A 22112-nucleotide genomic window follows, 5' to 3' on the forward strand; every position below is an offset into this window, starting at 1 on the left:
AGCGAACAATCGGAACTGATTCCGCTATCAAAACCGGAATCAGTTCCGGATGTCAAGCGTGCGGGCGCATGGAGCCGACCGGCGCCGCGTCGTGGCCGGCGGAGAAGCGGACTGAGTTCCGTTAGGCTGGCCTCCCGGCGGCAAGGAGGTGGTGGTCGTGGACGCGAAACCCGAAAGGGCGGACGCCGCCCGCAACCGGGCCAAGATCCTCGCCGCGGCCGGTGAGATCGTCGCGGCCCGCGGCGTCGAAGCCCTCGCGATGGCGGATGTGGCCACCGCGGCCGGCGTGGGCGTGGGCACGCTGTACCGCCGCTTCGGCGATCGGTCCGGGCTGGCGTACGCGCTGATCGACGAGCGGGAGCGGCAGTTCCAGGCGGCGTTCATCGAAGGGCCGCCGCCGCTGGGACCGGGCGCGCCCGGCCTCGCCCGGATCCGGGCGTTCCTGCACGCCCTGGTCGACCGCACCGCGGCCCAGCTCGACCTGCTGGTCATGGCCGAGACGGCGACCCCGCTGGCCCGGTTCGGCGGCGCCTACGATCTCTACCACAGCCACCTGGTGATGCTCATCGCGCAGGTCGAACCGGGCGCCGACGCCTTCTGCCTCGCGGACGCCCTCCTGGCTCCGCTGGCCGCTCCCCTGCTGGCTCACCGCCTGCGCGCCGGCGAGGCGACCGCCGACCGCATCAAGACGGCCCTGGACAGCCTGCTCACCGGCCTCGGAGCCGAACGATCACCCTGAGGCGGGGCCGTTCACCCTGAAATGGGCCGTTCACCTTGGAGAAAGCACGCCCGCCCCCGGCGGTGGAGTCCGCGCGGACGATGCCGGGCTCCGGGGTTCACTCCCGCAGGCCGAGGAGTGCCTGCCGGGCCGCGTCGAGTGCCTCCTCGTCGGTGGCCCCCGCGTGCACTGCCGCCCTGGCGAACTGCTCGGCCGCCGCGGCCAGTTGGAGCCGGACCTGGTCGGCCGTGCCGGTGATGACGGCCGTCCGCCCCCGCCGCAACTCGACCAGCCCCTCGTCGCGTAGTTGCTGGTAGCCGCGCAGCACGGTGTGCAGGTTGATGCCGAGGGTGGCGGCCACGTTGCGCGCCGAGGGGAGCCGATCACCGGGCGCGGCCTGCCCGCCGGCCAGGGCGGCGCGCACGGAGTTGGCCACCTGGTCGGCGAGCGGCTGCGCCGATGAGAAGTCAACCGTGATCAGCACTACGCCGTCTCCGCTCCTCTTTCCCTGTTCAGCCAGCCGTTGATCAGCGCCGCCGCGGTCTCCGCCTCTTTGGTGGAGTAGATGAACCAGCGGCCGTCGGCCAACGAGAGCGCGAGCACCGGGCCTTTCCCGTTGACCAGGCGCCACCCATCGGCCCGGTCCTCCACCTCCCGCGGGGGCCCGGGCCTTGCCTCGGCGAAGCGCACGTCACGAACATGACCCGCTGGAACGGCCCGAGCGGGAGGGCGGGAGCCTGCGACGGCGGAGCCGCCGTCACCTCGGCCGCTCTGGGCAGCGGTCCCGCCGCCAGCCACCCCAGGCAGGCCGCCGCCAGAACGGCGACGACCTCCGCCATCCGCCACCCCGGCCAGAGCGTGCCCTCCAGCAGCCCGCCCGTCTCCAGCACGGCCACCGCCCCCGTCACCGGGATCGCCAGCCCGCAGACAAAGCTCATGGCCACCAGCCCGCGTTGCATCGAAGGCACCCGCCAGCACCGCAGGATTGAAAATCTGGTCGATGCTCAGGTGCGGGCCGTCCCAGGCGACTCTCGCCGTGCGGGGGCGGAATCGAGCCGCTGGAAGGTGACGGTGAAGGCGCTGAACCGCTTCGGCAGCAGGCGCGGGAGGTTGTACGCTGAACATGATGACTACCTCCTTCAGCAGATTGGGGGTCCCGTTCGCCAAAGGTGAGTGCTGATGCGCTCCCACCCTGCGAACGAGGATTTCCGCCTCCTGTCCTGGCTGCACGCATGCGAGTTCGCCGTGCCGCCTGCCATGATCGAGTCAGCGACCACCCGCCGCGCCACCGGCGACTGGGCGGGAGCGTGTGCCGCGGCACACATCGACGTCGATCTATCCCTGCGCTCCGCGGCTGACGCACACGGCCGGGAGTTCGCGGCCCACGTCCGGGACGATCTCCGCCACCTGGCTCCTGACCTGCTGCGCTGGCACATGCCGCGAAGCGCGCCGGACGGGCTGCTACGGTCCGGCCTGACCATCTCCCTGGCCCGGTACGACCCGGCGGAGCACGGCTGCGCCCGCGCCGTGCACCTCGTGGCCCGGACTCCGCCGACCTGGGCGGCCGCCGGTCAGCGGATCAGCCTGGCCCTGTGGGACGGGGCCCGGTCCGGCTGGTGCGGGTCGCGCTCCCGGGTGGGCCCGCACCCCCATCCCCGTCCTCACCAGCGCTTCCGCCTCGACCTGCACCGCCACCTGTGGGACACCCGCAGGACCGGTGAGCTGCGGGCACGTTCCGGCGCCGACCGGCCGCCCCCCGGCAACAGCCTCCCTCCTGACCTGAACGCGCTGCTGGAGCCCGGCTGCGCCGTGGACCGGTGGGCGGCCGAGGCGGGGATACTCCTCCGCGCGGAGGGCCGGGCCGGCGGTGCGGTCGCCGTGCGGCTCGGCGGGCGGCGCCGGCTGGTGCTGGATCCGGCGGCGGGCGAGACCCCCGCCGGTTTCCCGCACCTCACGGCGGCGCCCGCGCGAGGTGGCCGGAGCGCGCTGCCGGTCCTGCCCGACGCGGCCACCTGGGTGCTGCCCGACCTGGCGTTGCTGCGGGCCGGGCTGATCGAGGCCGACCGCCTGCACCCGCTCGTCGCGGCGGCGCTCGTACCGGATCGTCCCGCAGCCGGCGCGCACCCAGGTCCTGCCGGCGGATCCGATGCGCGCCTGGTCGAGTGCCGTGGCGCGCGGCACCGGATCGGTCTCGTGGACGGGGTGCTCGTACCGCTGGACCACGATCCGGACGAGATCCGCCGCGAGACGTTGCTGGCCGCGCTGACCGGCACCCCGCTGCCCTGCCTGCAGGTGATCGACCAGGCGCACCGCGATCCGGCGTGCCTCATCGACGTACGCGCGCGCCTGGACCACGGCGACATCGCCGGTGCCCTGGCCGTCGTCGAGGACCTGCTCGGACCCGACGCGTCGCTGCCCGGCGGCCCCCTGCGGGAGGAACTGGAGACGGCCACGCGGCGGCGAGCGGCCCACCGGCTGTACCGCGCCGGCCTGGCCGGACTCGCACGGGTCCCGCGGCGAGACCGCCGTCCCCGCCGCACCCGCTGATCAGCGGGTTCCCGGCCCTGCGGTGCCTCACCGCGTTCCGTCCTGCCCGGCTCGACCAGACCCCAAGGTGATCTCATGCTCATGACCTCGACCGCCACGTCCCGGCTGGACGTCGCCGCCGACCTTCTCGCCCTGCTCCAGGACACGGCCACGGAGCCCCGCATCGACCCGCAACTGGAGGCGCTGACCCTGGCCGTCGCGGCCGACCTGCCGGTGCTGCTGTGGGGCGAGCCGGGGATCGGCAAGACCGCCGCGCTGACGCAGCTCGCCGCCGCCCTCGGCCTGCCGCTGACCACGGTGATCGCCAGCGTGCACGAGCCCTCCGACTTCTCCGGCCTGCCGGTGATCGGCGACGACCCCGCCGTGCAGGGCGTCCCGATGGCCCCGCCGGACTGGGCCGTCCGCCTGGCCCAGGCCGGCCAGGGGCTGCTCTTCCTGGACGAGCTGTCCACGGCGCCGCCGGCCGTCCAGGCGGCCCTGCTCCGGCTCGTGCTGGAGAGGCGGGTCGGCGCGCTGCGGCTGCCCCCCGGCGTGCGGATCGTGGCGGCCGCCAACCCGCGCTCCTCGGCGGCCGACGGCTGGGAGCTGAGCCCGCCGCTGGCCAACCGGTTCGTCCACCTGCAGTGGAGACACGACCACGACGTCGTGGTACGCGGCCTCGGCGGAACCTGGCCGCTGGCCTCGCTGCCGCACCTCGACCCCGCCCGGCTGCCGCAGGCCGTGACGTTCGCCCGCCGCGCGGTGTGCGGGCTCCTCGCCGCCCGCCCCGCCCTCGTCCACCTGCTGCCCAAGGACGAGGCCCGCCGCGGCGGTCCCTGGCCCTCCCCCCGGAGCTGGGACATGGCACTGCGCCTGGTCGCCTTCGCCACGGCCGCGAACACGTCGAAGGACGTGCTGTCCATGCTGGTACGGGGCACGGTGGGAGACGGTCCCGGGCTGGAACTGCTGGCGAGCATGGACCGGATGGACCTGCCGGACCCCGAGACGCTGCTGGCCGACCCGGCGGCGGCCGACCTGCCCGAGCGGGGCGACCTGCGCCAGGCCGTGCTCGACGGCGTGGTCGAGGCGGTCAGGAAACGGCCGGAGAAGTCCCGCTGGGACGCGGCGTGGGAGCTGATGGCCCGGGCCCTGGAAGAGGGCGCCCCGGACCTGGTGGTCGTGCCCGCGTCCACGCTCGCCGCGCTGCGCCGCGCCGACTGGGACGTCCCGGCCTCCATCGAGCGGCTCACGGGCGTGGTGTCGCTGAGCCGGCAGGCGGACAAGGCCGCGAAGCGAGTGCGCGCGGGTGAGGGCCGATGACGTCCGGCACAGCGGGGACGCTGGACCTCGACAAGCTCTTCGCCGCCCGGCTGCAGGCCGCCCGGGCCCGCCCCTACCTGGCGACGGCGCTGTTCGCGCTGCACGCCGTGGAGTCGCGGCAGGTCCCGACGATGGCCGTGGACCGGCACTGGCGATGCTACGTCTCCCCCGCGTTCGTCAATGCGACCTCTGTGGAGGATCTGGCGGGCGTGTGGGTGCACGAGGCCTCCCACCTGCTACGCGACCATCACGGGCGGAGCGACCGGGTCGCTCGGGAGCGGGAACTGGCCGGACCCGGGGAGCGGCTGCGGATGAACATCGCCGCCGACATGGAGATCAACGACGACGTGTACGGAGACGGGCTGGCCCGGCCCAAGGACGCCGTCAAACCCGGGATGCTGGGGCTGCCCGAGGGGAAGCTCATGGAGGACTACCTGCGCCGGTTCCGGCTCGGGCCGTACACGCAGGGTCTGGTCTGGCTGGACTGCGGCAGTGGCGCCGACGGGCTGGAACGGGAGTGGGACCTCGGGCCGGAGGGCGCTCACGGGCTCAGCGCCCAGGAGCGGGACGCGGTGCGGTTCCGGGTGGCGCGGGGCATCACCGCCCGCCCCGGAAGCGTGCCGCAGGGGTGGCGGCGATGGGCCGAGGAGGCGTTCCACCCGCCACAGCCCTGGCGCGAGCTGCTCGGTGCCGCGGTCCGCTCGGCGGCCTGCGGCCCCGGCGCGGGCGAGGACTACACCTATGGCCGGCCGTCGCGGCGGTCCGCCGGCCTGCCCGGCGTCATCCTGCCGAGCCTGCGCCGCAGGCCGCCCCGGGTCTCCGTGGTGATCGACACCTCCGGGTCGGTCAGCGACGCCGAACTGGGCAGCGCGCTGCTCGAGGTCGCCGCTATCGCCCGCGCCCTGGGGGGCCGGCGCGACCTGGTCAGAGTGCTGTCCTGCGACGCGGCGGCCCAGGTCGTGCAGCCGCTGTGCCGTGCCGAGGGCCTCTCCCTGGTGGGCGGTGGCGGGACGGACCTGCGTACGGGATTCGCGCAGGCGCTGCGGGCGACACCGCGGCCGGACGTCATCGTGATCCTCACCGACGGCCAGACCCCCTGGCCCGGCACACGGCCGGCGTGCCGGACCGTGGTGGGCCTGTTCTCCCGGGAGAGGACGACCCGGTCGTGGGACGAGGACGATCCCGACTACGTGCCGGACTCGCCACCCGAATGGGCGCGGGTGGTCACCATCGGTTAGCCGATCAGCGGCGGGTTATTTGGCCGCCCAGGCGCGGCCGGTACGGCGGGCGGCGTCACGGGCTTCGGCGTGTCGCTCGGCGGCGACGTCCTTGAGGTGGTCGAGGACGGGGTTGACGCCGACGAGGGTGAGTTCGCGTTCGACGACGGCGAGGTCGGCCTGCCACAGGTCGGCGAGGATGCGCCGCAGGTAGGGGGTGGAGTGGTCCCAGCCCTCGCGGGGCGTGCCGGGCCCGTAGCCGCCGCCGCGTACGGTGACCAGCACGGTGGGCTTGTCCTTGAGCACGGCCTCGTCGGCTGGTCCGGCGGCGATGATGAGGTCGATCCAGGTCTTGAAGTGCTGGGAGACGCCCCAGTTGTAGAGCGGGACGGCCAGCAGGACGGCGTCGGCGGCGGCCAGCTCCGCCTTCAGCTCGGCGGCCAGGGCCAAGGCGTCACGCTGGGCCGGGGTGCGCTGGTCTTCGGGGACGAAACCGGCGATGGTCACAAGCGTCCACACATCGGCGGGCAGCGGGTCGGTGCCCAGGTGACGGCGGACGACCGGTTCGCCGGGGTGGGCGGCGGACCATTCGGCTTCCACCAGGTCGGCGAGCTCGGCGCTGGCCGAGGTGGCGGGCAGGATGCTGGCGTCCAGACGGAACAAGCTCATCAGGGTCTCTCCAAATGCGGTATGTGGCCCCCGGGATGCTCCCGGCGGTGTCTCGGCGGGGTCGCCGCACGCAAGCATAAGCGGACTTTACCCCGGATGTGATTCCGAGGGTAGGGTGAGCCGTGTGGATCGACCCGTCCTGCCCCTGGTGGGAGCGCCCCGCGCCGAGCGCGCCGACGCCGTGCGCAACCGGCGGCAACTGCTGGCCACGGCTCGCGAGATGCTCGCCGAGCAGGGGGTGGACAAACTGACCATGGACGCGCTCGCCGAGCGGGCGGGCCTGGGCAAGGGGACGGTGTACCGCCGGTTCGGCACCCGGGCGGGGATCTTCAAGGCGCTGATCGAGGACGACGAGCAGATCTTCCAGGAGCTGCTTCTGTCCGGGCCTCCGCCTCTGGGCCCGGGCGCTCCACCGCTGGACCGCCTCATCGCCTACGGCGCGGCCCGGGCCGCCTTCCTGATCGAGCACCGCGAGATCGTCCGTGCCGCGATCGACGGCCGCCAGTCCGTGCCGGCCGGCACGGAGATGAACCTCTCCCGGATGCACATCCGCATGCTGCTCAGGCAGATCCCGCTCGGCGCAGCCGACCTCGACATCCTGACCGTCCAGCTCACCGCGGCCCTGGAAGGCCCTTTCCTGCTCTACCTGTCAGCGACCGACATCTCCGACCTCACCCTCCACACCCAGGAACGGACCGCACAGGGCTGGCGGGATCTCGTGCGACGCGTCTGCCGGTCCTGACCGACCGGCGCCCGCCCGGGAGGCCCGGTGAGGCGGTGCCGAGCGGCAGGCCGTCGGCCGTCCGGCTGCGCTCAGGTAGAGCGGGAGGCCGCCGAACGGGCCCGGAAGGCCGCCGCCTTCGTCCGGCTCTGGCAGGAGCGGGAGCAGAACTGGCGCACCCCGTTGCGGGAGGCGTCGACGTACACGCGGTCGCACTGCCCGGCCCGGCAGACGCCGAGGCGGCCCCCGAGGTCGCTGCCGATGGTCAGGGTCAGCGCGGAGGCGATGCCCGCGCTCCACCCGACGGCCAGGGTGTCGTCGGCGCCGTGGAAGTGGACCTGCCACGGCTCGCCGGGTGCCCGGTCGAGCTGTGGCCGCGCACCGGTGCTGACGACGAGCGCGTTGACGATGGCGGCCGCCTCGTCGTCCCGGTGAGCGTCCATGGCCTCGAAGACCCGCCTGACCTTCAACGCGGTCCCGGCCAGGTAGAGGGCTTCCTCCATCGAGGCCGTCACCTCGCCCGGCAGCGCGGCGCCGATCGCGGACGGCAGCGCTTCTCCCGCCGGCGCCTGGTACGGCTTGCCGCCGTCGGCGCCGTCGGTCATGACGTTCACGAGCGACACCGCGGCGTCCAGCAGGATCGCCACGTGACTATCGAACATCACTTGACTGGTCACTCCTCACGTTCTAAAGTCCGTGACTGATGTTATCAATTTCGTCGGTCACGTAGGAGTGAGCGTGCAGATCGCCGGGCGTACGCGGCGTTTGCCGCGTGCCGTGTGGTGGCTCGTACTGGCGCGGGTGGTCAACCGGCTGGGGGCCTTCTCTCTCGTGTTCCTGCCCGTCCTGATCACCACGGAGTTCGGTGTGAGCGCCGTCGTCGCCGGCGTGGTCTCCGCCGCCTTCGGCGTGGCCACCATCCCCTCCCGGCTCCTGGGTGGTGTCCTGGCCGACCGGTTCGGGCGGCGCCGCACGATCGTCGCCGGACTGGCCGGGTGCGCGCTGGCCCAGGTGGGCATCGCGACCTCCGGGAACGTGGTGCCGGCCGCCGGGTTCGCCGTCCTGCTCGGGCTGGTCTTCGAGATCTACGAGCCGCCGTCCCAGGCGGTGATCGCGGACGCCGTACGACCCGCGCAGCAGGCGCAGGCGTTCAGCCTGTTCAACACGGCCCTGGCGGTGGGCGGCATGGGCGCCGGCCTGCTCGCGGCGGGACTGGGGCGGTGGGACCTGCGCTGGTTGTTCGTCGCGGACGCCGCCACCTGCGTGGCCGGCGCGATCGTGGTCCGGTTCGTCCTGCCCGCCGACCGCCCGGCCCGGCCGCCCTCCGGTGCGCGCCCGGACGACGGGTCGCCCCCCGCCCCGGCAACGGCGGCCGTCGCAGGATCCGCCTGGCGCGACCGTACCCTCCTCGTGCTCCTGGCCTCCGGCACTCTCTTCGCGCTGATCTACATGCAGATCATCATGGCGTTACCGCTGGCCCTGGCGGAGCGCGGCCTGCCGGTCGCCGACGCCGGGCTGCTGTCGGCCGTCTCAGCGGTGGTCATGGTGGCCTGCCAGCCGCTGCTGCGATGGACCGCGGCCCTGTCGCACCATGCGGCGATGACCGCCGGCTACCTGCTACTCGCCGCCGGTCTCGCCGGCTATGCGATGACGGACGGGTTGCCGGGCCATCTCGCCGCCACGATGGTGTGGAGCGCCGGCGACGCGCTGATGTTCGGACGCAGCTACGCCATGGTCGCCAACATCGCCCCCGAGGACGCCCGCGGGCGTTATTTGTCGGTCTTCGGCATCTCCTGGGGGTTCGCCACCGTCCTCGCGCCCCTGTGCGGCACGCAGCTCCTCGAACGTGCCGGCCCCGGCGGGCTGTGGGGCACCCTGGCCGTCGTCTGCCTGGTGCTGGCCGTGGCGCAGCCCATTGTGCTCAAACCCCTGCTCAGCAGGCGGGCGGCCCGCTCCGGCGTCCCCGACCTCACATCGGGCTGACCACGCCGCGACACCGGGCCGCTCCAGGACGGCGAGCGCGACCGCCGGTTGCAGCGCCACGCGCGTGCTCGCCGACGTGCTGGGCGGCGCGTGGGGAGGCGCCGGTTCGCGGGCGGGACTCAGGAAGCCGGCACGCCGGGCCGCGGCCTGGCCACCCCACACCCAGCAGACCGCGATCAGGGAGACGAGCGTGCTCCACGCCATGCCCACCCCGCCCTCGACCACCGGCGTGACCAGCACCGCCACTGGGGCGGCTTATCCCGGCCGGTGCCGCGTCCGTACCACCGGATAATCTTTCTATGATCAGTTCGCGCCAACTGGAATACTTCCAGGCGGTCGCCAGGGAGTTGCACTTCACCCGGGCGGCCGAGGCGTTGCGCATCGCGCAGCCGGCGCTGTCGCAGCAGATCCGCAAGCTCGAACGCCAGCTCGGCCTGACGCTGTTCGAGCGGAACAACCACCGGGTGGCGCTCACCCCGGCCGGGGCCGCGCTGCTCGGCCACGCCGACCGCATCCTCGCCGACCTCGTGGCCGTCGAGGACGAGATGCTGGGCTGGGCCGGCGGGGTGCGTGGCCGGATCCGCGTGGGCACGGCCCGCGGCCTGCTGGGCCGGCTGGCCGAGGCGCTGGCCGTCTTCTGCCGCACCTACCCGGCGGTCGAGGTGGAGCTGCGGGAGCTGAACACCGAGGAGATGGCCGCCGCACTGCACGCCGGCCGGCTGGACGTGGCCACGCTCGCCGCTCCTCCCCCGCCCGATGACCGCAGGCTGGTCTGGCGGTCCCTGGGCGATGAGCCGCTCGTGCTGGTCACCGGCGCCGAGGGTCCGTTCGCGGGACGGGACGAGGTGCGGATCGCCGAGCTCGACGGCGCCGACCTGGTCGTCTACGCGCCGGGATCGGCGGTGGGCGGCATCATCCTGGCGGCGCTGGCCGAGGCCGGCGTCAGACCGCACGCCCGGTTCGAGAGCAGGGAGTACGGCACGGCCCGCGCCCTCGCCGCGGTCGGCCTGGCCGCCGCGATCATGCCGCGCTCGGTCGCCGTCGCTCCCGGCCCGCCGGTCAGCGTGCTGGGCCTGGATCCCGAGCCCGTCTGGCGGCCGTCGCTCGCCTGGCCGTCCGGCCGCCGTCCGGCCCCCGCCCTGGCCGCGTTCATCGACTTCCTGGCCGGTGATAAGTCTCCGGTCTGACCACGAGTTCGATCATGTCTTGGACGTATCACCATCGGTGGCGGCATCGTCGTCTCGTACCGAGAAAGGAACGGATGACATGGACCGCATGGAACGAGGCCGTCGCGAGTACACGGCGATGATGGGCTCGGCCCCCGAGGAGGCCCTGGCCGGCGTACGGGCGCAGTCGCCGGAGCTGTACGAGGGCATCCTCGAAGGCTTCGGCGGGCCGCTGGCGCGTGCCGAGCTGAGCCGTACCGCGCGGGAGCTGGCGACCGTCACGATCCTCGCGGCGCTCGGCGGCGCCGAGCCGCAGCTCGCGGTCCACGCCGCCGCCGCGCTGCGCAACGACGTGACGGCCGCCGAGCTGCGGGCCCTCGCCGAGCACGTGTCCCTCTACGCCGGCATGCCGCGGGCGCTCAACGCGCTGCGGGTGATCGACGAGGTGCTGGCCGCGGCCGGGACGCCCGCGCCCGCCGCCCTCCAGCGGGTCCGGCTCGCCGGCCACGAGACCGTCGTCGCCCGGCGCGGCGAGTCGGGACCACCCGTCGTGCTGCTGCACGCTCTCGGGCTCGACCGGCGGATGTGGGAGCCGGTCATGGAACGGCTCGCCGAGGGCAGGCGGGTGTTCGCCTACGACATCCGGGGGCACGGCTCGGCCGCCGGTTCGCCGGCCCCGTTCACCCTGGAGGACGCCGCCGCCGACCTGTTCGGGGTGCTCGACGCCCTCGGCCTGGAGCAGACCCACGTGGTCGGCCTGTCCTACGGGGGCGGCATCGCCCAGACCGCCGCCGTCGCCGGCCCTGGGCGGTTCGCCTCCCTGGCCCTGCTCGGTACCACCGACCACGCCTTCGAGGCGTTCGAGGGGCGGGCCAGGTCCGGCGAGGAGGACGGCATGGCGGCCCAGATCGTGCCGTCTCTCACCCGGTGGTTCACCCCGGCCGCGCTCGCCGTCAACGGCGCCGGCGTACGGTACGCGAGGGAGCGCGTGCTGCGCGCCGACCCCGCCGACTGGGCGGCCGCCTGGCGGGCCTTCAAGGGCCTCGACGTCCAGGGGCGGCTGGCCGGGTTCGAGCCGCCCGTGCTGGCGCTGGCCGGCGAGCTCGACGCCTCCTGCACCCCGCAGATCATGAAGGACCTGGCCGGACGCGTCCCCGGCGCCACCTATCGGGAGCTTCCGGGCACTCCGCACATGATGTCGCTGGAACGGCCCGACCTGGTGACCGCCGCCCTGGACGCCTTCCTGCCGCGCGGCGAAGGCTCATGAGGGCCGCCTGGCACGACCGGATCCGCCGTACGCCGCCACCGAGCACGTCACCCGGCTGCTGGAGGACGACGTGCTCACCCATCCCGTCGCCGCCCGCCACCCCCTCACCGCGGCGGGCGCCGCGCACCGCGACGCCGAGCCGGGCCACGCCGTCGGCAAGGTGCTCATCCTTCCCTGACCCAGGGGGCACCGACCGTCACCGGCCCCGCTTCGGTGGTGCCGCGCGAACGCCTCAGGCCGTAGCGGGCGGCGTGTCAGGGCCGGCGGGGTTCACGATCCCAGCGGGACGGGCTCGACCGCGTCGAGCAGCGCCAGGTCCTCGCCGTCGAGGGTGAGCGCGCCGGCCGCGAGGTTCTCGTTCAGGTGCGCGATCGAGCTGGTGCCGGGGATGAGAAGCATCCGCTCGTACTGTGCGAAGAGCCAGGCGAGTGCGACCTGCGTCGGAGTGACGTCGTGTTTGCGCGCGACCGCGCTCACGCGCGGGTCGGCGGCGAGATGCTTCGGGCCGCCGCTGCCCAATGCCGAACCAAGCGGGAAGTACGGGACGAACGCGATGGCGTGCTCACGGCACAACCGCAGGATGGCGTCGTCGGTGCGGTTCAGGATGCTGTACGCGTTCTGCACGGCGACGATGCCGGTCCTGTCGATCGCGGCCCGCACGGTGTCCGCGTGGGCGTTCGAAACGCCGATCATGTGGATTTTACCCTCGTCGCGGAGTTCGGCAAGCGCGTCGAGCTGGTCGGCCAGCGGCGGTTCGGTGCCGTTGGGCATGTCTCGCTCGAAACGGCGCAAGTTCACCAGGTCCAGTCGCTCGACCCGCAACGAGCGCAGGTTCTGTTCCACCTGGCGCTTGAGGCCGGCCGGTTCGCCGCTGGGCAGCCAGGCGCCGTGGTCGTCGCGGACGGCACCGACCTTGGTCGCCAGTCGCAAGCCCTCCGGGTAGGGGAAGAGCGCCTCACGGATGAGGTCGTTGACGACGTCGGGGCCGTAGAACTGGGCGGTGTCGATGTGGTCGACCCCGTGCTCGACGGCGTGGCGCAGCACGGCCTTGGCGGCCTCCGGATCAGCGGGCGGGCCGAAACTGTTGGGGCCGGCGAGCTGCATGGCTCCGAAGCCGACACGGTGAATGGGCTGGTTACCGAGAAAGGAAATGCTCACGGTCTCACTGTGCACGCGGGGCAGCCGTGGCAACCAGGCACCGCCTGTCGGTAGGAACGGCAGTACCACCCTGCGCGCTGGACCGCCTGCTCCGGGAACCGTCGGTTGGGGACGGCCCGCGCGGGAGGACGGTTCGCCCAGGTCCGGGGGTGAACACGAGGCACTCGCCGGCCGGCGGACGTTCGAGCTCGCCGACGGCTGGGGCGGCGACCACCACGACGGCGTCCCTGTTTTCGTCCTGACCCACGATGTCCCGGACGACCCGCCGCCGGGCGGCGTCCGCTACGTCATCGACGTCCGCGAGTGCGCCGCACAGGCCCGTGTGGCGGCCGGGGACGGCGACGTCATGGGTGCACGGTGCTGGGGCGGCGCAGGCGCTGCTGCGGGCGGGGGAGCTCGACGAGCTGGAACTCCACGTCGTACCGGTCCTGCTCGGGCAGGGACGTCGGCTGTTCGACGACCTGCCGGCCGAGCACATCGAACTCGACCTGGTCCGCCGGTTGACCACGCCGCCGGTCGAGGAACTCACGCAGCACGTCACGCACCTGCGCTACCGCATCCGCCGCCCGTGACCCGCGAAGTCCCTCCCGATCAGGGCGCGGCCGCCGACCACCGGCCGGCCTGACCACCCGAACCCTGCAACTCCGGCGGGTATCCCGTCGTCCCATGCCGCTTTCCTCTCATCAAGTGGCACAAGAATCCAGAAATCCGCCTCCACTCAACCCAGGGCACACCACATCCCCTTCGTACCGTCCGACTGGATGCCGCATCTCCGTGCTTCTCTGGGGAAATGAGTCAGACCTCGCGCCGCCTGCAATGAGTCGATTGCTTGAACCTGGGAGCCGGCGGTCGCGGGAATCCTCCCGGCCGGTATAGCGGTCTACCTGCCCTGACGGCGGCAGGCCCCCGCTACGGACGTCGGCGGGCGAAAGCAGGAGCATGCTCCGGCCGGGGACCGAAGCCCACCAGCCGGGCCGGCAGCGCGCGGAGCCCTGGGACCACCCGGCCGAGGTAGAGCAGCGTCTTGGGCGGACCCGCGAACTTGCCCTCGAACGCCGACTCGAAGACGGCCCGCTGGATCACCCGCTGGAACGCCTGCATGATCGCGGTGGGTCGCTGCCTGCGCCGCTGCACGGCGGCCAGGTCAGCGCGAGTGACGGCGTGCCGCCGCAGTGGCCCGGCCAGGATGGCGGACGCGGCCACCGCGTCCTGGACGGCGAGGTTGATGCCCACGCCGCCGGCCGGCGACATGGCGTGCGCAGCGTCGCCGATGAGCAGCAGGCCGTCGGCGTACCAGCGGTCCAGGCGGTTCAGCTTCACATCAAGCGTGAACACCTGGTCCATGCTCTCCAGGTGGTCCACCCGGTCGGCGAAGTCCGGACGCAGGCGGGCGACGCGCTCGCGGAACCACTCGATTCCCTTGGCCCGCAGCCGCGCGTCCGCGCCCTTGGGGATGAAGTACGCCACCTGGTAGAAGTCCTCGCGGTTCAGCGAGAGCAGGATCTCCTTGCCCTGCGAGACCGGCAGGATGCCGGCAGGCGCGCCCCCTTCGCTCTCCCACTTGGGCAGGCGGAACCACCAGACGTCGAACGGCACGGGGAACTCCCTGGGCACCAGCCCCGCGTCCCGCCGCAGCGTGGAATGCCTGCCGTCGCATGCCACCGTCAGCTCGGCGCGGATCTCGCCCTCGGCGCCGTCCGCCGTGCGATACCTGACGCCGACGACCTTCTCGCCCTCCCTGAGCAGTGCGGTCGCCTCGGTGTTCATGTGCAGGGCGAACCCCGGCTCGTCGCCTGCCGCCTTGGCGAGGAAATTGAGCAGGTCCCACTGGGGCACCAGCGCGATGTAGTTGTAGGGCCCGGGCAGCCGGCCGAACTCGGCGAGAGGGCTCTGGCCTCCGTCCGGGGTGGGGAACGCCACCCTGTTCAGCCGGCTCTGCGGCAGGGCGCGGAAGCCCTCGCCGAGGCCGAGCTCGTCGATGAGGCGGATGGTCGAGGGATGAACGGTGTCCCCACGGAAGTCGCGCAGAAAGTCACCGTGCTTCTCAAGCACGGCGACCTGGACCCCCGCTCTGGCCAGCAGCAGGCCGAGCATCATTCCCGCCGGACCGCCTCCGGACACCAGCACGCCAGTACGTTCGATGATCATGACTCTCCTTTCCGCGCTTCTAATTCATCGTATGGTGAAATCATGCGAAAGCAAGCCTGAAATCGCTTGCAAGATCCCCGCCCACGCACGTCGTCCAGCTTTACCGCAGCGGGCGTTACCTCCCCGTACCTCGGCTCCGTCATAGCCTTAGGGGTCGCGCGGAATGGTGACCGTCATCGTCGCCGATCCGAGCGGCCGTCCCAGCGGTGCGTGACCCATGAGCGGCGGATCAGACTGCGGACGGCGATGATCGCATCGGTTAGGTCGAAGAACGCCTCGACGACCCGGGCGCGGCGTTCGTAGCAGCGGGCCAGTCGGTAGAAGGCGTTGTGCCAGGCGTTGGTCCGCTCGATATGCCAGCGCTGGGTCGCCTGCACCGGGGCTTTGATGCCCTTGCGGGCGATCTCGCCGGTCAGCCCTCGGCCGTCGAGCAGGGTGCGGGTCTTACCGGAGTCGTAGCCCGCGTCCAGGTGGACGGTGATGTCCTCGGGCAGCGGGCCGAGGTCGTCCAGCAGGTCGAGGGTGGGGGCCAGCAGCGGGGAGTCGTTGCGGTTGGCCGGAGCGAGCACCCGTCCCAGCGGGATGCCGTAGCCCTCCACCAGCAGCGAGCGTTTCATGCCCAGCTTGCGGCGGTCCACCGGGGAGGGCCCGGCCATCTCGCCGCCGCCAGGCGCCTTGGTGATGCACCCATCGACGGCCAGGTCCTCCAGCAGCAGGCCGACGATCCGGTCGCAGGCATCCAGGGCGATCTGCTTGAGCTGGGCGAAGATGCCCAGGTTGGCCCATTCGTCGCGGCGGGTGCGGATCGCGGTGGCCGAGCACGTCGTGTCGGCGATCGCCTCATACGAGCAGCCGAACCGCAAGACCTGCAGCAGCTTGTCGAACACGATCCGGTCCGGGACACGCCGCCGGTGGCAGCCCAAGGGGTGGGCGGGGTCGTAGAGGGGCCGCACGGGCAGCAGCGCCTCGAACTGGACCCACAGCGGTTCGGCAAGCCATGATGGCAGGACAGGCACGGACGATCCTCGTTGTCGATCACGGAGCGTAGACAACTACGTGATCTTGAGGCTCCGTGCCTGTGTTACGTCATCCCTCGGCGCATGCGGCCTATCCGCGTGACCTCTTACTGACCACGGTCAGCGAGCCGGGCTGATCATCAGCGCGGGATCGAATGCCAGCGTGGCCACCGCGAGCGTGAGAAACACGATGGCCAGGTAGAACTGCGGTGAGAGATCGCTGACGCGCAGATGCGTGTAGAGCGCGCAGACGAAGTACAGGATCAGGCCCGCCGCGGCGGCCGTGCCGACGAACGGAACGCCGAGCAGGCCGAGCACGAGCCCGAGCGCGCCCAGTGCTTTGAGCGCGCCGATCGGCCACACCAGCCACGATTCCGGCACGCCGGCCGTGGCGAGGGCGGAGCCGATCGTTCGCATGATCGGCTTGAGCCGGGGTCATGGCCGCGAATCCGGAAAAAGTGTTGGCGGCGATGGTCACCGAGGCGGCGACCAGGTAGGCGGTGGACATGCCAACTCCCGGACATGGGCCAGTTCTGGAAGGCGGTGGCGTGCCGGGCCACCCAGTCGGCGTAGGTACGCGCGGGGTGACCGAGGATCTCGGCCATATCGTGACCGGTTATTGGATATTCCTACGGAGGATGCTCAAGAGCCTGCGCAAGCACTACGAGACGCACCACGCCGTCTCGATCACCGACGACGCGCTGGTGGCCGCCGCGCGGCTGGCCGACCGCTACGTCAGCGACCGCTACCTTCCCGACAAGGCGATCGACCTCATCGACGAGGCCGGGGCCCGGCTGCGCATCCACCGGATGACCGCCTCAGCCGAAGACATCGTCACTGAGGAGCTGATCGCCGAGGTTCTGGCGGCCGCCACCGGCATCCCGGTCTGCAAGCTGACCGAGGAGGAGTCGCAGCGCCTGCTCCGCATGGAGGACGAGCTCCACAAGCGGATCATCGGCCAGGACGACGCCATCAAGGGCCTGTCGCGGTCCATCCGGCGCACCCGCGCCGGTCTGAAGGACCCGCGCCGTCCCGGTGGCTCGTTCATCTTCGCCGGTCCCTCCGGTGTCGGTAAGACCGAGCTGTCCAAGGCTCTGGCGGAGTTCCTCTTCGGTGACGAGGACGCTCTGATCAGCCTGGACATGTCGGAGTTCATGGAGAAGCACACCGTCTCCAGGCTGTTCGGCTCGCCTCCCGGCTACGTCGGCTACGAGGAGGGCGGCCAGCTCACCGAGAAGGTGCGGCGCAAGCCGTTCTCCGTGGTCCTGTTCGACGAGATCGAGAAGGCCCACCCCGACATCTTCAACTCGCTGCTGCAGATCCTGGAAGACGGTCGCCTGACCGACGCCCAGGGCCGCGTGGTCGACTTCAAGAACACGGTCATCATCATGACCACCAACCTCGGCACCAAGGACATCTCCAAGGGCATCGGGGTCGGGTTCGCGAAGTCCAACGACGCCGACTCCAACTACGATCGGATGAAGTCCAAGGTCCAGGAGGAGCTCAAGCAGCACTTCCGGCCCGAGTTCCTCAACCGTGTCGACGACATCGTGGTCTTCCACCAGCTCACGCCGGCCGAGATCATCAAGATCGTGGATCTGATGCTCGCGCAGGTGGACGCCAGGCTGAAGGATACGGTGAGCTCCGGCCGGGGCACGTCGTCAGGGTGACGGTGGACGGCACCGGGCTCGTCTTCACCACAGACAGCGCGCCCGGCGACCTGCGTCAGGGCGTTGCCCGGGGCGGGAACACGGTACGGAATATCCTCCTAGGAATCAGCGTGCAAGGGCGGAGCCGGGGAGGCGTTCGCGGACCGCCCATATTTCACACAATGCATGCCCATTTAGTCACTGACTGGGCGCATACTGAGACCATGAGGCCCAAAGCCGTGCCCCGGCGACCCTTGCCTAACAGTCCCTTCAACGTTCCGGACGTTCCTCCGCCCGCTGTCGAGCAATTCGTGGCAGGAGATCGGGCGAGCCACGACAAATACGGCCTCGGTCGGGTCATCGCGGTTGAGCAGGATGTTGCCGTTCTCGTCGATTTCGGCACTGAGACGTACCGCATAGCCGCGCCGTACGCCAAGCTCGTGAAGCTGTGACAAGGTCGCGCTCCGATGCGATCACTCACGCCTCCCGGCACGGTGCGGCATCCTGCCCGGCACAGCTGGGCGTAGGCTGGGCTCGCCTGAGACTTTCCGCATGTCGGCAGCCGCGTTGACATCGCCTCGGGCGTAGCCGGTCCTTCACGCCGGAGACAGGCGGCACGCCAGATGCCGAACCAACATCGTCTCATCGCGCCCGTTGCCCCCCAGCCGGCCCAGGTGTTCCTGGAGCCGACCTTGGCCCGAGACGGAACGCTCGCTGGCGCCGGCGCCACCGCACACCCGCCGATCGAGGCGATCAGCGTCACGGCTCCGCCTCGTCCTGTACGCCGCCGACGGCCCAGAGCCGAGCCGGGCGCTCCTCGACACGGCCGGCTGCACCGAGATCGACCACCGTCTCCTATGCCCGGCAAACCCCGTGGCCGACTGACAGTCCAGCCCATGCTCAGGCAAAGCCTGCAGCGACCGGAAGGATCCATTATCAGCGAGCACTCCGTGATCGACGGCAAAGCCCGCCCTACTCCTCGTCGTGTCATCGAGACCGCAGCTCTCGGCACTCGCCATCAATCCCAGGCCGAGATCACCCGATGGACGTGCCTCCACGGGCAACATGTCGGTCAGGGCTGTGTGACGTGCTACCAATCCGCAGCCGAAGCCGATCCGGCCTTGCCGCTGTGGAAGGTCGCGGTATGGTTCACCTCCCCACGACCGATCCCGATCAAAGTCCTGCACGACGTGCATCGCCACGGCCGCAACTTCGCGCTCGACCAGCCGTCCACTCCCTTGGTCTTCGTCCTGACCGGCCAGTCCCGAGCCGACCAGGGAGTGGAAGCGGTGGCGGGCCTGGTCGGGTTCCTGCTGCGGAACCGGCACGCCATCGATGGCTTCACCGTCACGGAGGTTCGCGCCGTCCACGTCTGACGCACAATTCCATTGGCCTCCACGGTAGTTGAGGACCACCACGGCGTGAACGTCGACTCCCACCCAGGCCGGGGGCCTCCAGCCAGTCGGTCAGGGCCTGGCGCAGATCCGGGTGACGGGCAGCCGGCGGATCTTGCCTCCGTCGCGGCCTTTGCCACGGATGCATGGTTCGCCTCGCGGGCCGCCAGGCGTATGTCGGACGCATCGAGGCCCACGACTTGGGAGATATAAGCCCGCGAGGTAGGGCAGAAGGGGATCCGGAAGTCATGAGGTAGGGTCCGGGGAGAACGAGGGGCGGGTCGATCACCGAGCGGGAGGCGACGTCCTCCCTCGGTCAGCCGTCAGCGCCGGCCTAACCCACGTACCACCTGCTGTCAGTACAAGCGGTTCAGGCGCCACCCGTTCGAGCGGCAGACCGATCTCACATCCCATTCCAGCCTCTACGAAGGCAAGACGTATATAATGATCATTTACACTCCTCCGCTCGGCGAGGCGAACGCCTCGACGCCCACTACGTGCGTCTGTCCGGGGACGTCGACATCCTCACCACGGAGCAGCTGCACCTGCAGTTGCTGAACGTCCTCAGCCACGACGCCAGCCTGCTCATGCTCGACCTGTCCCAGGCCACCTTCTGCGGTGCCGACGGCCTGGGCGTGCTGCTGAACGTCTTTCGGGAGCCTATGCCCCCACTCCCGCCCGTGCCACGCTCTCGGCACCTACAGCACACGATGTGCTTACCAGTACGGCCCTGCGCCGGAGGGAGGAATGGCCCGAACGCGGCGACTGACGCGTTTCGATCCGCAGTCGGAACGGCCGGAACGTGGCGGCGAGACTACGGGGATTCGGTGAACGGAGCCGGTTCAGGTGGCCGGTGAAGACCTTGATGATGTCGGCGGCGACGTCGCGCAGGCGGCGGTTGCGGTTCTGGGAGTTCGCTCGCAGGAGGGCGAACGCCTCGCTCGCGGTGCAACGGCGCTGTCCCATGATGACGCCCATCGCCTGCTCGATGATGGCACGTTCGGTGATCGCCCGACGCAACTGAGCGGTGATCTCGGTGTGACGGCCGGCCTGCAACACGATGTACAGCAACAGACTCGTGTGCTCGGTGACCCGTCGAATCACGCAGCGCGCCGTCGGCGACCAGCACGACCTCGTCGCTGTCCAGGGCTTGCAGGCACGGCCCGCCGAAGTGGCCGCTGTCGTACTGGACCTCGTCGAGCAAGAGTCCGTGCGCCTGAGGGGAAGACACTGACAGCATCCGGCCACTCAGGCGAAGGGTAACCCCGGCCATAGGCGCTCCAGGAGTGATCCGCGCCGCCGCGGAAGCCAGTGTGTCCAGGGCCTCGTGGATGTCGGCGCCGGCCATGAGCATGGTGGCCAACTCGTTCAGGTAACCAGGCGGCAAGCCGTCATGCTCTGCCGGGATGGGCTCTTCGGGACGGGCACATGTGACGTTCCTAGTAGCTGTCGATGGGCCGGGCATCGCGGCCATGCTCCAGATGCGGCGCGCGCTCCAGGCGCGGCGGCGTAGCCGACCAGGAGCGGGACCGCAGGTGGCCATATGGATTTAGGGAACCCCGTCCGGAGGATTATGCGATCAACGGCGCCGTAATTCCGGAATCGCTCCGGCAAGTATCGCTGCAATTCTGGAACCGGACCTTGAGCAGGGTATGGTGGTGACACCGCGGACATTTCGTGCGTTGGCATTCACGTCGGCGTCGCCCACGGCGATAGACCGCTTTGGCCCCTTCGCGGGGACCGGACAGGCAGCCATGACGCCGACCATTCTTTCTCACCTAACGCCGATGAGCGCCCTTGCATCCAAGGTCCGGCTATCCCTGCATCCAAGGTCGAACCGGCGGGCACCTCTGGACGGCGCGTGGTGGCCACGTTCCTGGGACGCCGCCGCCGAACTGCCCGGCCTTATCGCCGCCGTCGATCGGCGGCTCGGCCAGGCGACATCACGCGTGAGCCTGCACAGGAGCGCGTGGAACCGGGTTCCGCGCCGCATTCCGGGACGCGGCCGCCAGGTCAGCATCGGCTGGTTCCGCCACGCTGATCCTCACGTGATCACCTTGACCTTCGCCGACGCCGAGCCGATCCTCCTGCTGGTCATCCCACCGGACACCGCCACTGGCGCCGCCAAGGCCGCCATCAAGCTCACCGCTCAGGACACGACCGGCGTCGCCCCCGCCGACATGCTCGCCATCGCACAAATTTCCCCCGCCCAGTCCACGCGTACGACCGACGCCGACGGCTTGGCCCGCTGGGAGAACGAAGGCGGGCACATGCCGGATTACCAACCCGGGCCGCCTGCCCAATAACTAACCGGCCGGTGCGGTCCAGCCCCCGCGCAGCCTGCCGGCTGGATCGAGCTGGTCCCTGACGCCGCCCTCTCGGCGGCCGACCGCTCTCCGGCCGGCAGGCGTCTCATCCCTTCACATCTCCGATCGGAGACTCCATGACAGTCATCAACGCCACTCCCTCGGTGGGGCCCCGCAATCGGCAGCCCACCACCGTTCGCCTCAGCGGCGAGATCGACATCTTCACCAGCAAGGCCCTGCGCAAGCAGTTGCTGAACGCGCTGCGTCACAGCATCGGCCCGCTCGTCATCGACCTGTCGCAAGTGAGCTTCAGTGACGCCAGCGGTCTAGCTGTGCTGGTGGGTATCCAACGCCGCGCCAGCGCGCGAGGCATCAGCCTGGCCCTTACCGCCCCCCAGCCGTACACGTCCCGGCTGCTGCACATCACCGGCCTGGACCGCAGCCTGCCCATGACGGCGTGAAGCGACGCCCGTAAAGAGATGTCCAATTCTGCGCTCAGCATTGACACCCGCGCTGAAGAGCGGGAACTCTCTGCGCCCCTCCACCATGGATATCGTCCCGACCAGGCTAAACAGCAGTGAAGCGATGGGCGACGGGAGGTCATCACTGACAAGCAGACGCACATCAAGCGGCAGCTACATATGCCCCTTTGCAAGACATACCGGACTCCATGCAGCTCCAGCTCCCCTAAAGCGGGTGCCGCAGGTTCGAATCCTGCCGGGGCACTCACTGTGATGTCTCAGGACATCGGAAACCCTCGAACCTACGGGTTCGGGGGTTTCGTCGTGTTGGGGTTTGCCTGGGGTTGGTAGTCGCGGGTGGGGTCGATGGTCAGCTCGCGCAGGAGTTCCCCG

At 70.9% G+C, this 22112-nt stretch carries 24 protein-coding genes and 1 pseudogene; 16 read left to right on the top strand and 9 right to left on the bottom strand.

What is annotated here, in order from left to right; translation table 11 throughout:
* Positions 1-157 precede the first annotated feature (157 nt).
* Entirely contained in the window at positions 158-739 is a 582-nt protein-coding gene (locus ABGB18_RS39025) for a helix-turn-helix domain-containing protein (RefSeq protein ID WP_347700710.1), read from the top strand.
* Between the two features lie 97 nt (positions 740-836).
* Here the strand turns inward: ABGB18_RS39025 and ABGB18_RS39030 are convergent, their stop codons facing one another.
* Together ABGB18_RS39030 and ABGB18_RS39035 are read right to left on the bottom strand one after the other, a co-directional pair.
* Positions 837-1202, bottom strand: a complete 366-nt coding sequence (locus ABGB18_RS39030; RefSeq protein ID WP_347700711.1) for a GntR family transcriptional regulator — start codon at positions 1200-1202, stop codon at positions 837-839.
* On the bottom strand, positions 1202-1408 hold the full coding sequence (locus ABGB18_RS39035) for a hypothetical protein (protein WP_347700712.1): 207 nt from the start codon (positions 1406-1408) through the stop codon (positions 1202-1204). The genes ABGB18_RS39030 and ABGB18_RS39035 overlap by 1 nt, the downstream gene beginning before the upstream one ends.
* Before the next feature lie 489 nt (positions 1409-1897).
* Here ABGB18_RS39035 and ABGB18_RS39040 point away from each other — a divergent pair, with 489 nt between their 5' ends.
* From ABGB18_RS39040 to ABGB18_RS39050, 3 genes are all read left to right on the top strand, one after another.
* Positions 1898-3265 carry a hypothetical protein gene (locus ABGB18_RS39040; protein ID WP_347700713.1) on the top strand — a complete coding sequence of 456 codons (1368 nt, stop codon included), beginning with the start codon at positions 1898-1900 and terminating at the stop codon, positions 3263-3265.
* 75 nt (positions 3266-3340) lie between these two features.
* Complete coding sequence (locus tag ABGB18_RS39045; protein WP_347700714.1) at positions 3341-4564, top strand: AAA family ATPase; 1224 nt, start codon at positions 3341-3343, stop codon at positions 4562-4564.
* A complete protein-coding gene (locus tag ABGB18_RS39050) occupies positions 4561-5802 on the top strand; it encodes a VWA-like domain-containing protein (RefSeq protein WP_347700715.1) in 1242 nt (413 codons plus the stop codon). Before ABGB18_RS39045 ends, ABGB18_RS39050 begins: the two co-directional genes overlap by 4 nt.
* Before the next feature lie 15 nt (positions 5803-5817).
* Here the strand turns inward: ABGB18_RS39050 and ABGB18_RS39055 are convergent, their stop codons facing one another.
* Complete coding sequence (locus ABGB18_RS39055; protein WP_347700716.1) at positions 5818-6450, bottom strand: NAD(P)H-dependent oxidoreductase; 633 nt, start codon at positions 6448-6450, stop codon at positions 5818-5820.
* A 124-nt stretch (positions 6451-6574) separates the two neighbouring features.
* On the opposite strand from ABGB18_RS39055, the gene ABGB18_RS39060 reads away from it, so the two are divergent.
* Positions 6575-7192 carry a helix-turn-helix domain-containing protein gene (locus ABGB18_RS39060; protein ID WP_347700717.1) on the top strand — a complete coding sequence of 206 codons (618 nt, stop codon included), beginning with the start codon at positions 6575-6577 and terminating at the stop codon, positions 7190-7192.
* Positions 7193-7263: 71 nt separating this feature from the next.
* Here ABGB18_RS39060 and ABGB18_RS39065 read toward each other — a convergent pair whose 3' ends face one another.
* Entirely contained in the window at positions 7264-7833 is a 570-nt protein-coding gene (locus tag ABGB18_RS39065) for a CGNR zinc finger domain-containing protein (protein WP_347700718.1), read from the bottom strand.
* 76 nt (positions 7834-7909) lie between these two features.
* Between ABGB18_RS39065 and ABGB18_RS39070 the strand changes: the two genes are divergently transcribed.
* The 5 genes from ABGB18_RS39070 (at position 7910) to ABGB18_RS39090 (ending at position 11765) form a co-directional block, all read left to right on the top strand.
* The gene (locus ABGB18_RS39070; RefSeq protein WP_347700719.1) at positions 7910-9154 is read left to right on the top strand and encodes an MFS transporter; all 1245 of its coding nucleotides are present in this window, start codon (positions 7910-7912) and stop codon (positions 9152-9154) included.
* 64 nt (positions 9155-9218) lie between these two features.
* Positions 9219-9446, top strand: a complete 228-nt coding sequence (locus ABGB18_RS39075) for a hypothetical protein (RefSeq protein ID WP_347700720.1) — start codon at positions 9219-9221, stop codon at positions 9444-9446.
* A 7-nt stretch (positions 9447-9453) separates the two neighbouring features.
* The gene (locus ABGB18_RS39080) at positions 9454-10341 is read left to right on the top strand and encodes a LysR family transcriptional regulator (protein WP_347700721.1); all 888 of its coding nucleotides are present in this window, start codon (positions 9454-9456) and stop codon (positions 10339-10341) included.
* A gap of 88 nt (positions 10342-10429) precedes the next feature.
* A complete protein-coding gene (locus ABGB18_RS39085) occupies positions 10430-11587 on the top strand; it encodes an alpha/beta fold hydrolase (protein WP_347700722.1) in 1158 nt (385 codons plus the stop codon).
* A 7-nt stretch (positions 11588-11594) separates the two neighbouring features.
* Positions 11595-11765 (top strand): zinc-binding dehydrogenase, encoded by a 171-nt coding sequence (locus ABGB18_RS39090; RefSeq protein ID WP_347700735.1) that lies wholly within the window; start codon positions 11595-11597, stop codon positions 11763-11765.
* A gap of 92 nt (positions 11766-11857) precedes the next feature.
* Here the strand turns inward: ABGB18_RS39090 and ABGB18_RS39095 are convergent, their stop codons facing one another.
* Complete coding sequence (locus tag ABGB18_RS39095) at positions 11858-12745, bottom strand: aldo/keto reductase (protein WP_347700723.1); 888 nt, start codon at positions 12743-12745, stop codon at positions 11858-11860.
* A gap of 350 nt (positions 12746-13095) precedes the next feature.
* Between ABGB18_RS39095 and ABGB18_RS39100 the strand changes: the two genes are divergently transcribed.
* Positions 13096-13317 carry a dihydrofolate reductase family protein gene (locus ABGB18_RS39100; RefSeq protein ID WP_347700724.1) on the top strand — a complete coding sequence of 74 codons (222 nt, stop codon included), beginning with the start codon at positions 13096-13098 and terminating at the stop codon, positions 13315-13317.
* A gap of 337 nt (positions 13318-13654) precedes the next feature.
* Here ABGB18_RS39100 and ABGB18_RS39105 read toward each other — a convergent pair whose 3' ends face one another.
* The 3 genes from ABGB18_RS39105 to ABGB18_RS39115 all read right to left on the bottom strand — a co-directional run bounded on the left by ABGB18_RS39105 (position 13655) and on the right by ABGB18_RS39115 (position 16326).
* Positions 13655-14893 (bottom strand): FAD-dependent oxidoreductase, encoded by a 1239-nt coding sequence (locus ABGB18_RS39105; RefSeq protein ID WP_347700725.1) that lies wholly within the window; start codon positions 14891-14893, stop codon positions 13655-13657.
* Positions 14894-15066: 173 nt separating this feature from the next.
* Entirely contained in the window at positions 15067-15909 is an 843-nt protein-coding gene (locus ABGB18_RS39110; RefSeq protein WP_347700726.1) for an IS5 family transposase, read from the bottom strand.
* Positions 15910-16029: 120 nt separating this feature from the next.
* The gene (locus tag ABGB18_RS39115; protein WP_347700727.1) at positions 16030-16326 is read right to left on the bottom strand and encodes a DoxX family protein; all 297 of its coding nucleotides are present in this window, start codon (positions 16324-16326) and stop codon (positions 16030-16032) included.
* A 221-nt stretch (positions 16327-16547) separates the two neighbouring features.
* On the opposite strand from ABGB18_RS39115, the pseudogene ABGB18_RS39120 reads away from it, so the two are divergent.
* The 3 genes and pseudogenes from ABGB18_RS39120 to ABGB18_RS39130 form a co-directional block, all read left to right on the top strand.
* Positions 16548-17543: pseudogene (locus ABGB18_RS39120) on the top strand (AAA family ATPase); the annotation flags it as partial.
* Positions 17544-17782: 239 nt separating this feature from the next.
* A complete protein-coding gene (locus ABGB18_RS39125; RefSeq protein WP_347700728.1) occupies positions 17783-18010 on the top strand; it encodes a hypothetical protein in 228 nt (75 codons plus the stop codon).
* Between the two features lie 444 nt (positions 18011-18454).
* Positions 18455-18934 (top strand): hypothetical protein, encoded by a 480-nt coding sequence (locus tag ABGB18_RS39130; protein WP_347700729.1) that lies wholly within the window; start codon positions 18455-18457, stop codon positions 18932-18934.
* Between the two features lie 678 nt (positions 18935-19612).
* Here ABGB18_RS39130 and ABGB18_RS39135 read toward each other — a convergent pair.
* The gene (locus ABGB18_RS39135) at positions 19613-20023 is read right to left on the bottom strand and encodes an ANTAR domain-containing protein (RefSeq protein WP_347700730.1); all 411 of its coding nucleotides are present in this window, start codon (positions 20021-20023) and stop codon (positions 19613-19615) included.
* Between the two features lie 611 nt (positions 20024-20634).
* Here ABGB18_RS39135 and ABGB18_RS39140 point away from each other — a divergent pair.
* Positions 20635-21258, top strand: a complete 624-nt coding sequence (locus ABGB18_RS39140; RefSeq protein ID WP_347700731.1) for a DUF5994 family protein — start codon at positions 20635-20637, stop codon at positions 21256-21258.
* Between the two features lie 137 nt (positions 21259-21395).
* Positions 21396-21719 (top strand): STAS domain-containing protein, encoded by a 324-nt coding sequence (locus ABGB18_RS39145; RefSeq protein ID WP_347700732.1) that lies wholly within the window; start codon positions 21396-21398, stop codon positions 21717-21719.
* Positions 21720-22112 lie beyond the last annotated feature (393 nt).

Source organism: Nonomuraea sp. B12E4 (assembly GCF_039871825.1).
Taxonomy (GTDB): domain Bacteria; phylum Actinomycetota; class Actinomycetes; order Streptosporangiales; family Streptosporangiaceae; genus Nonomuraea.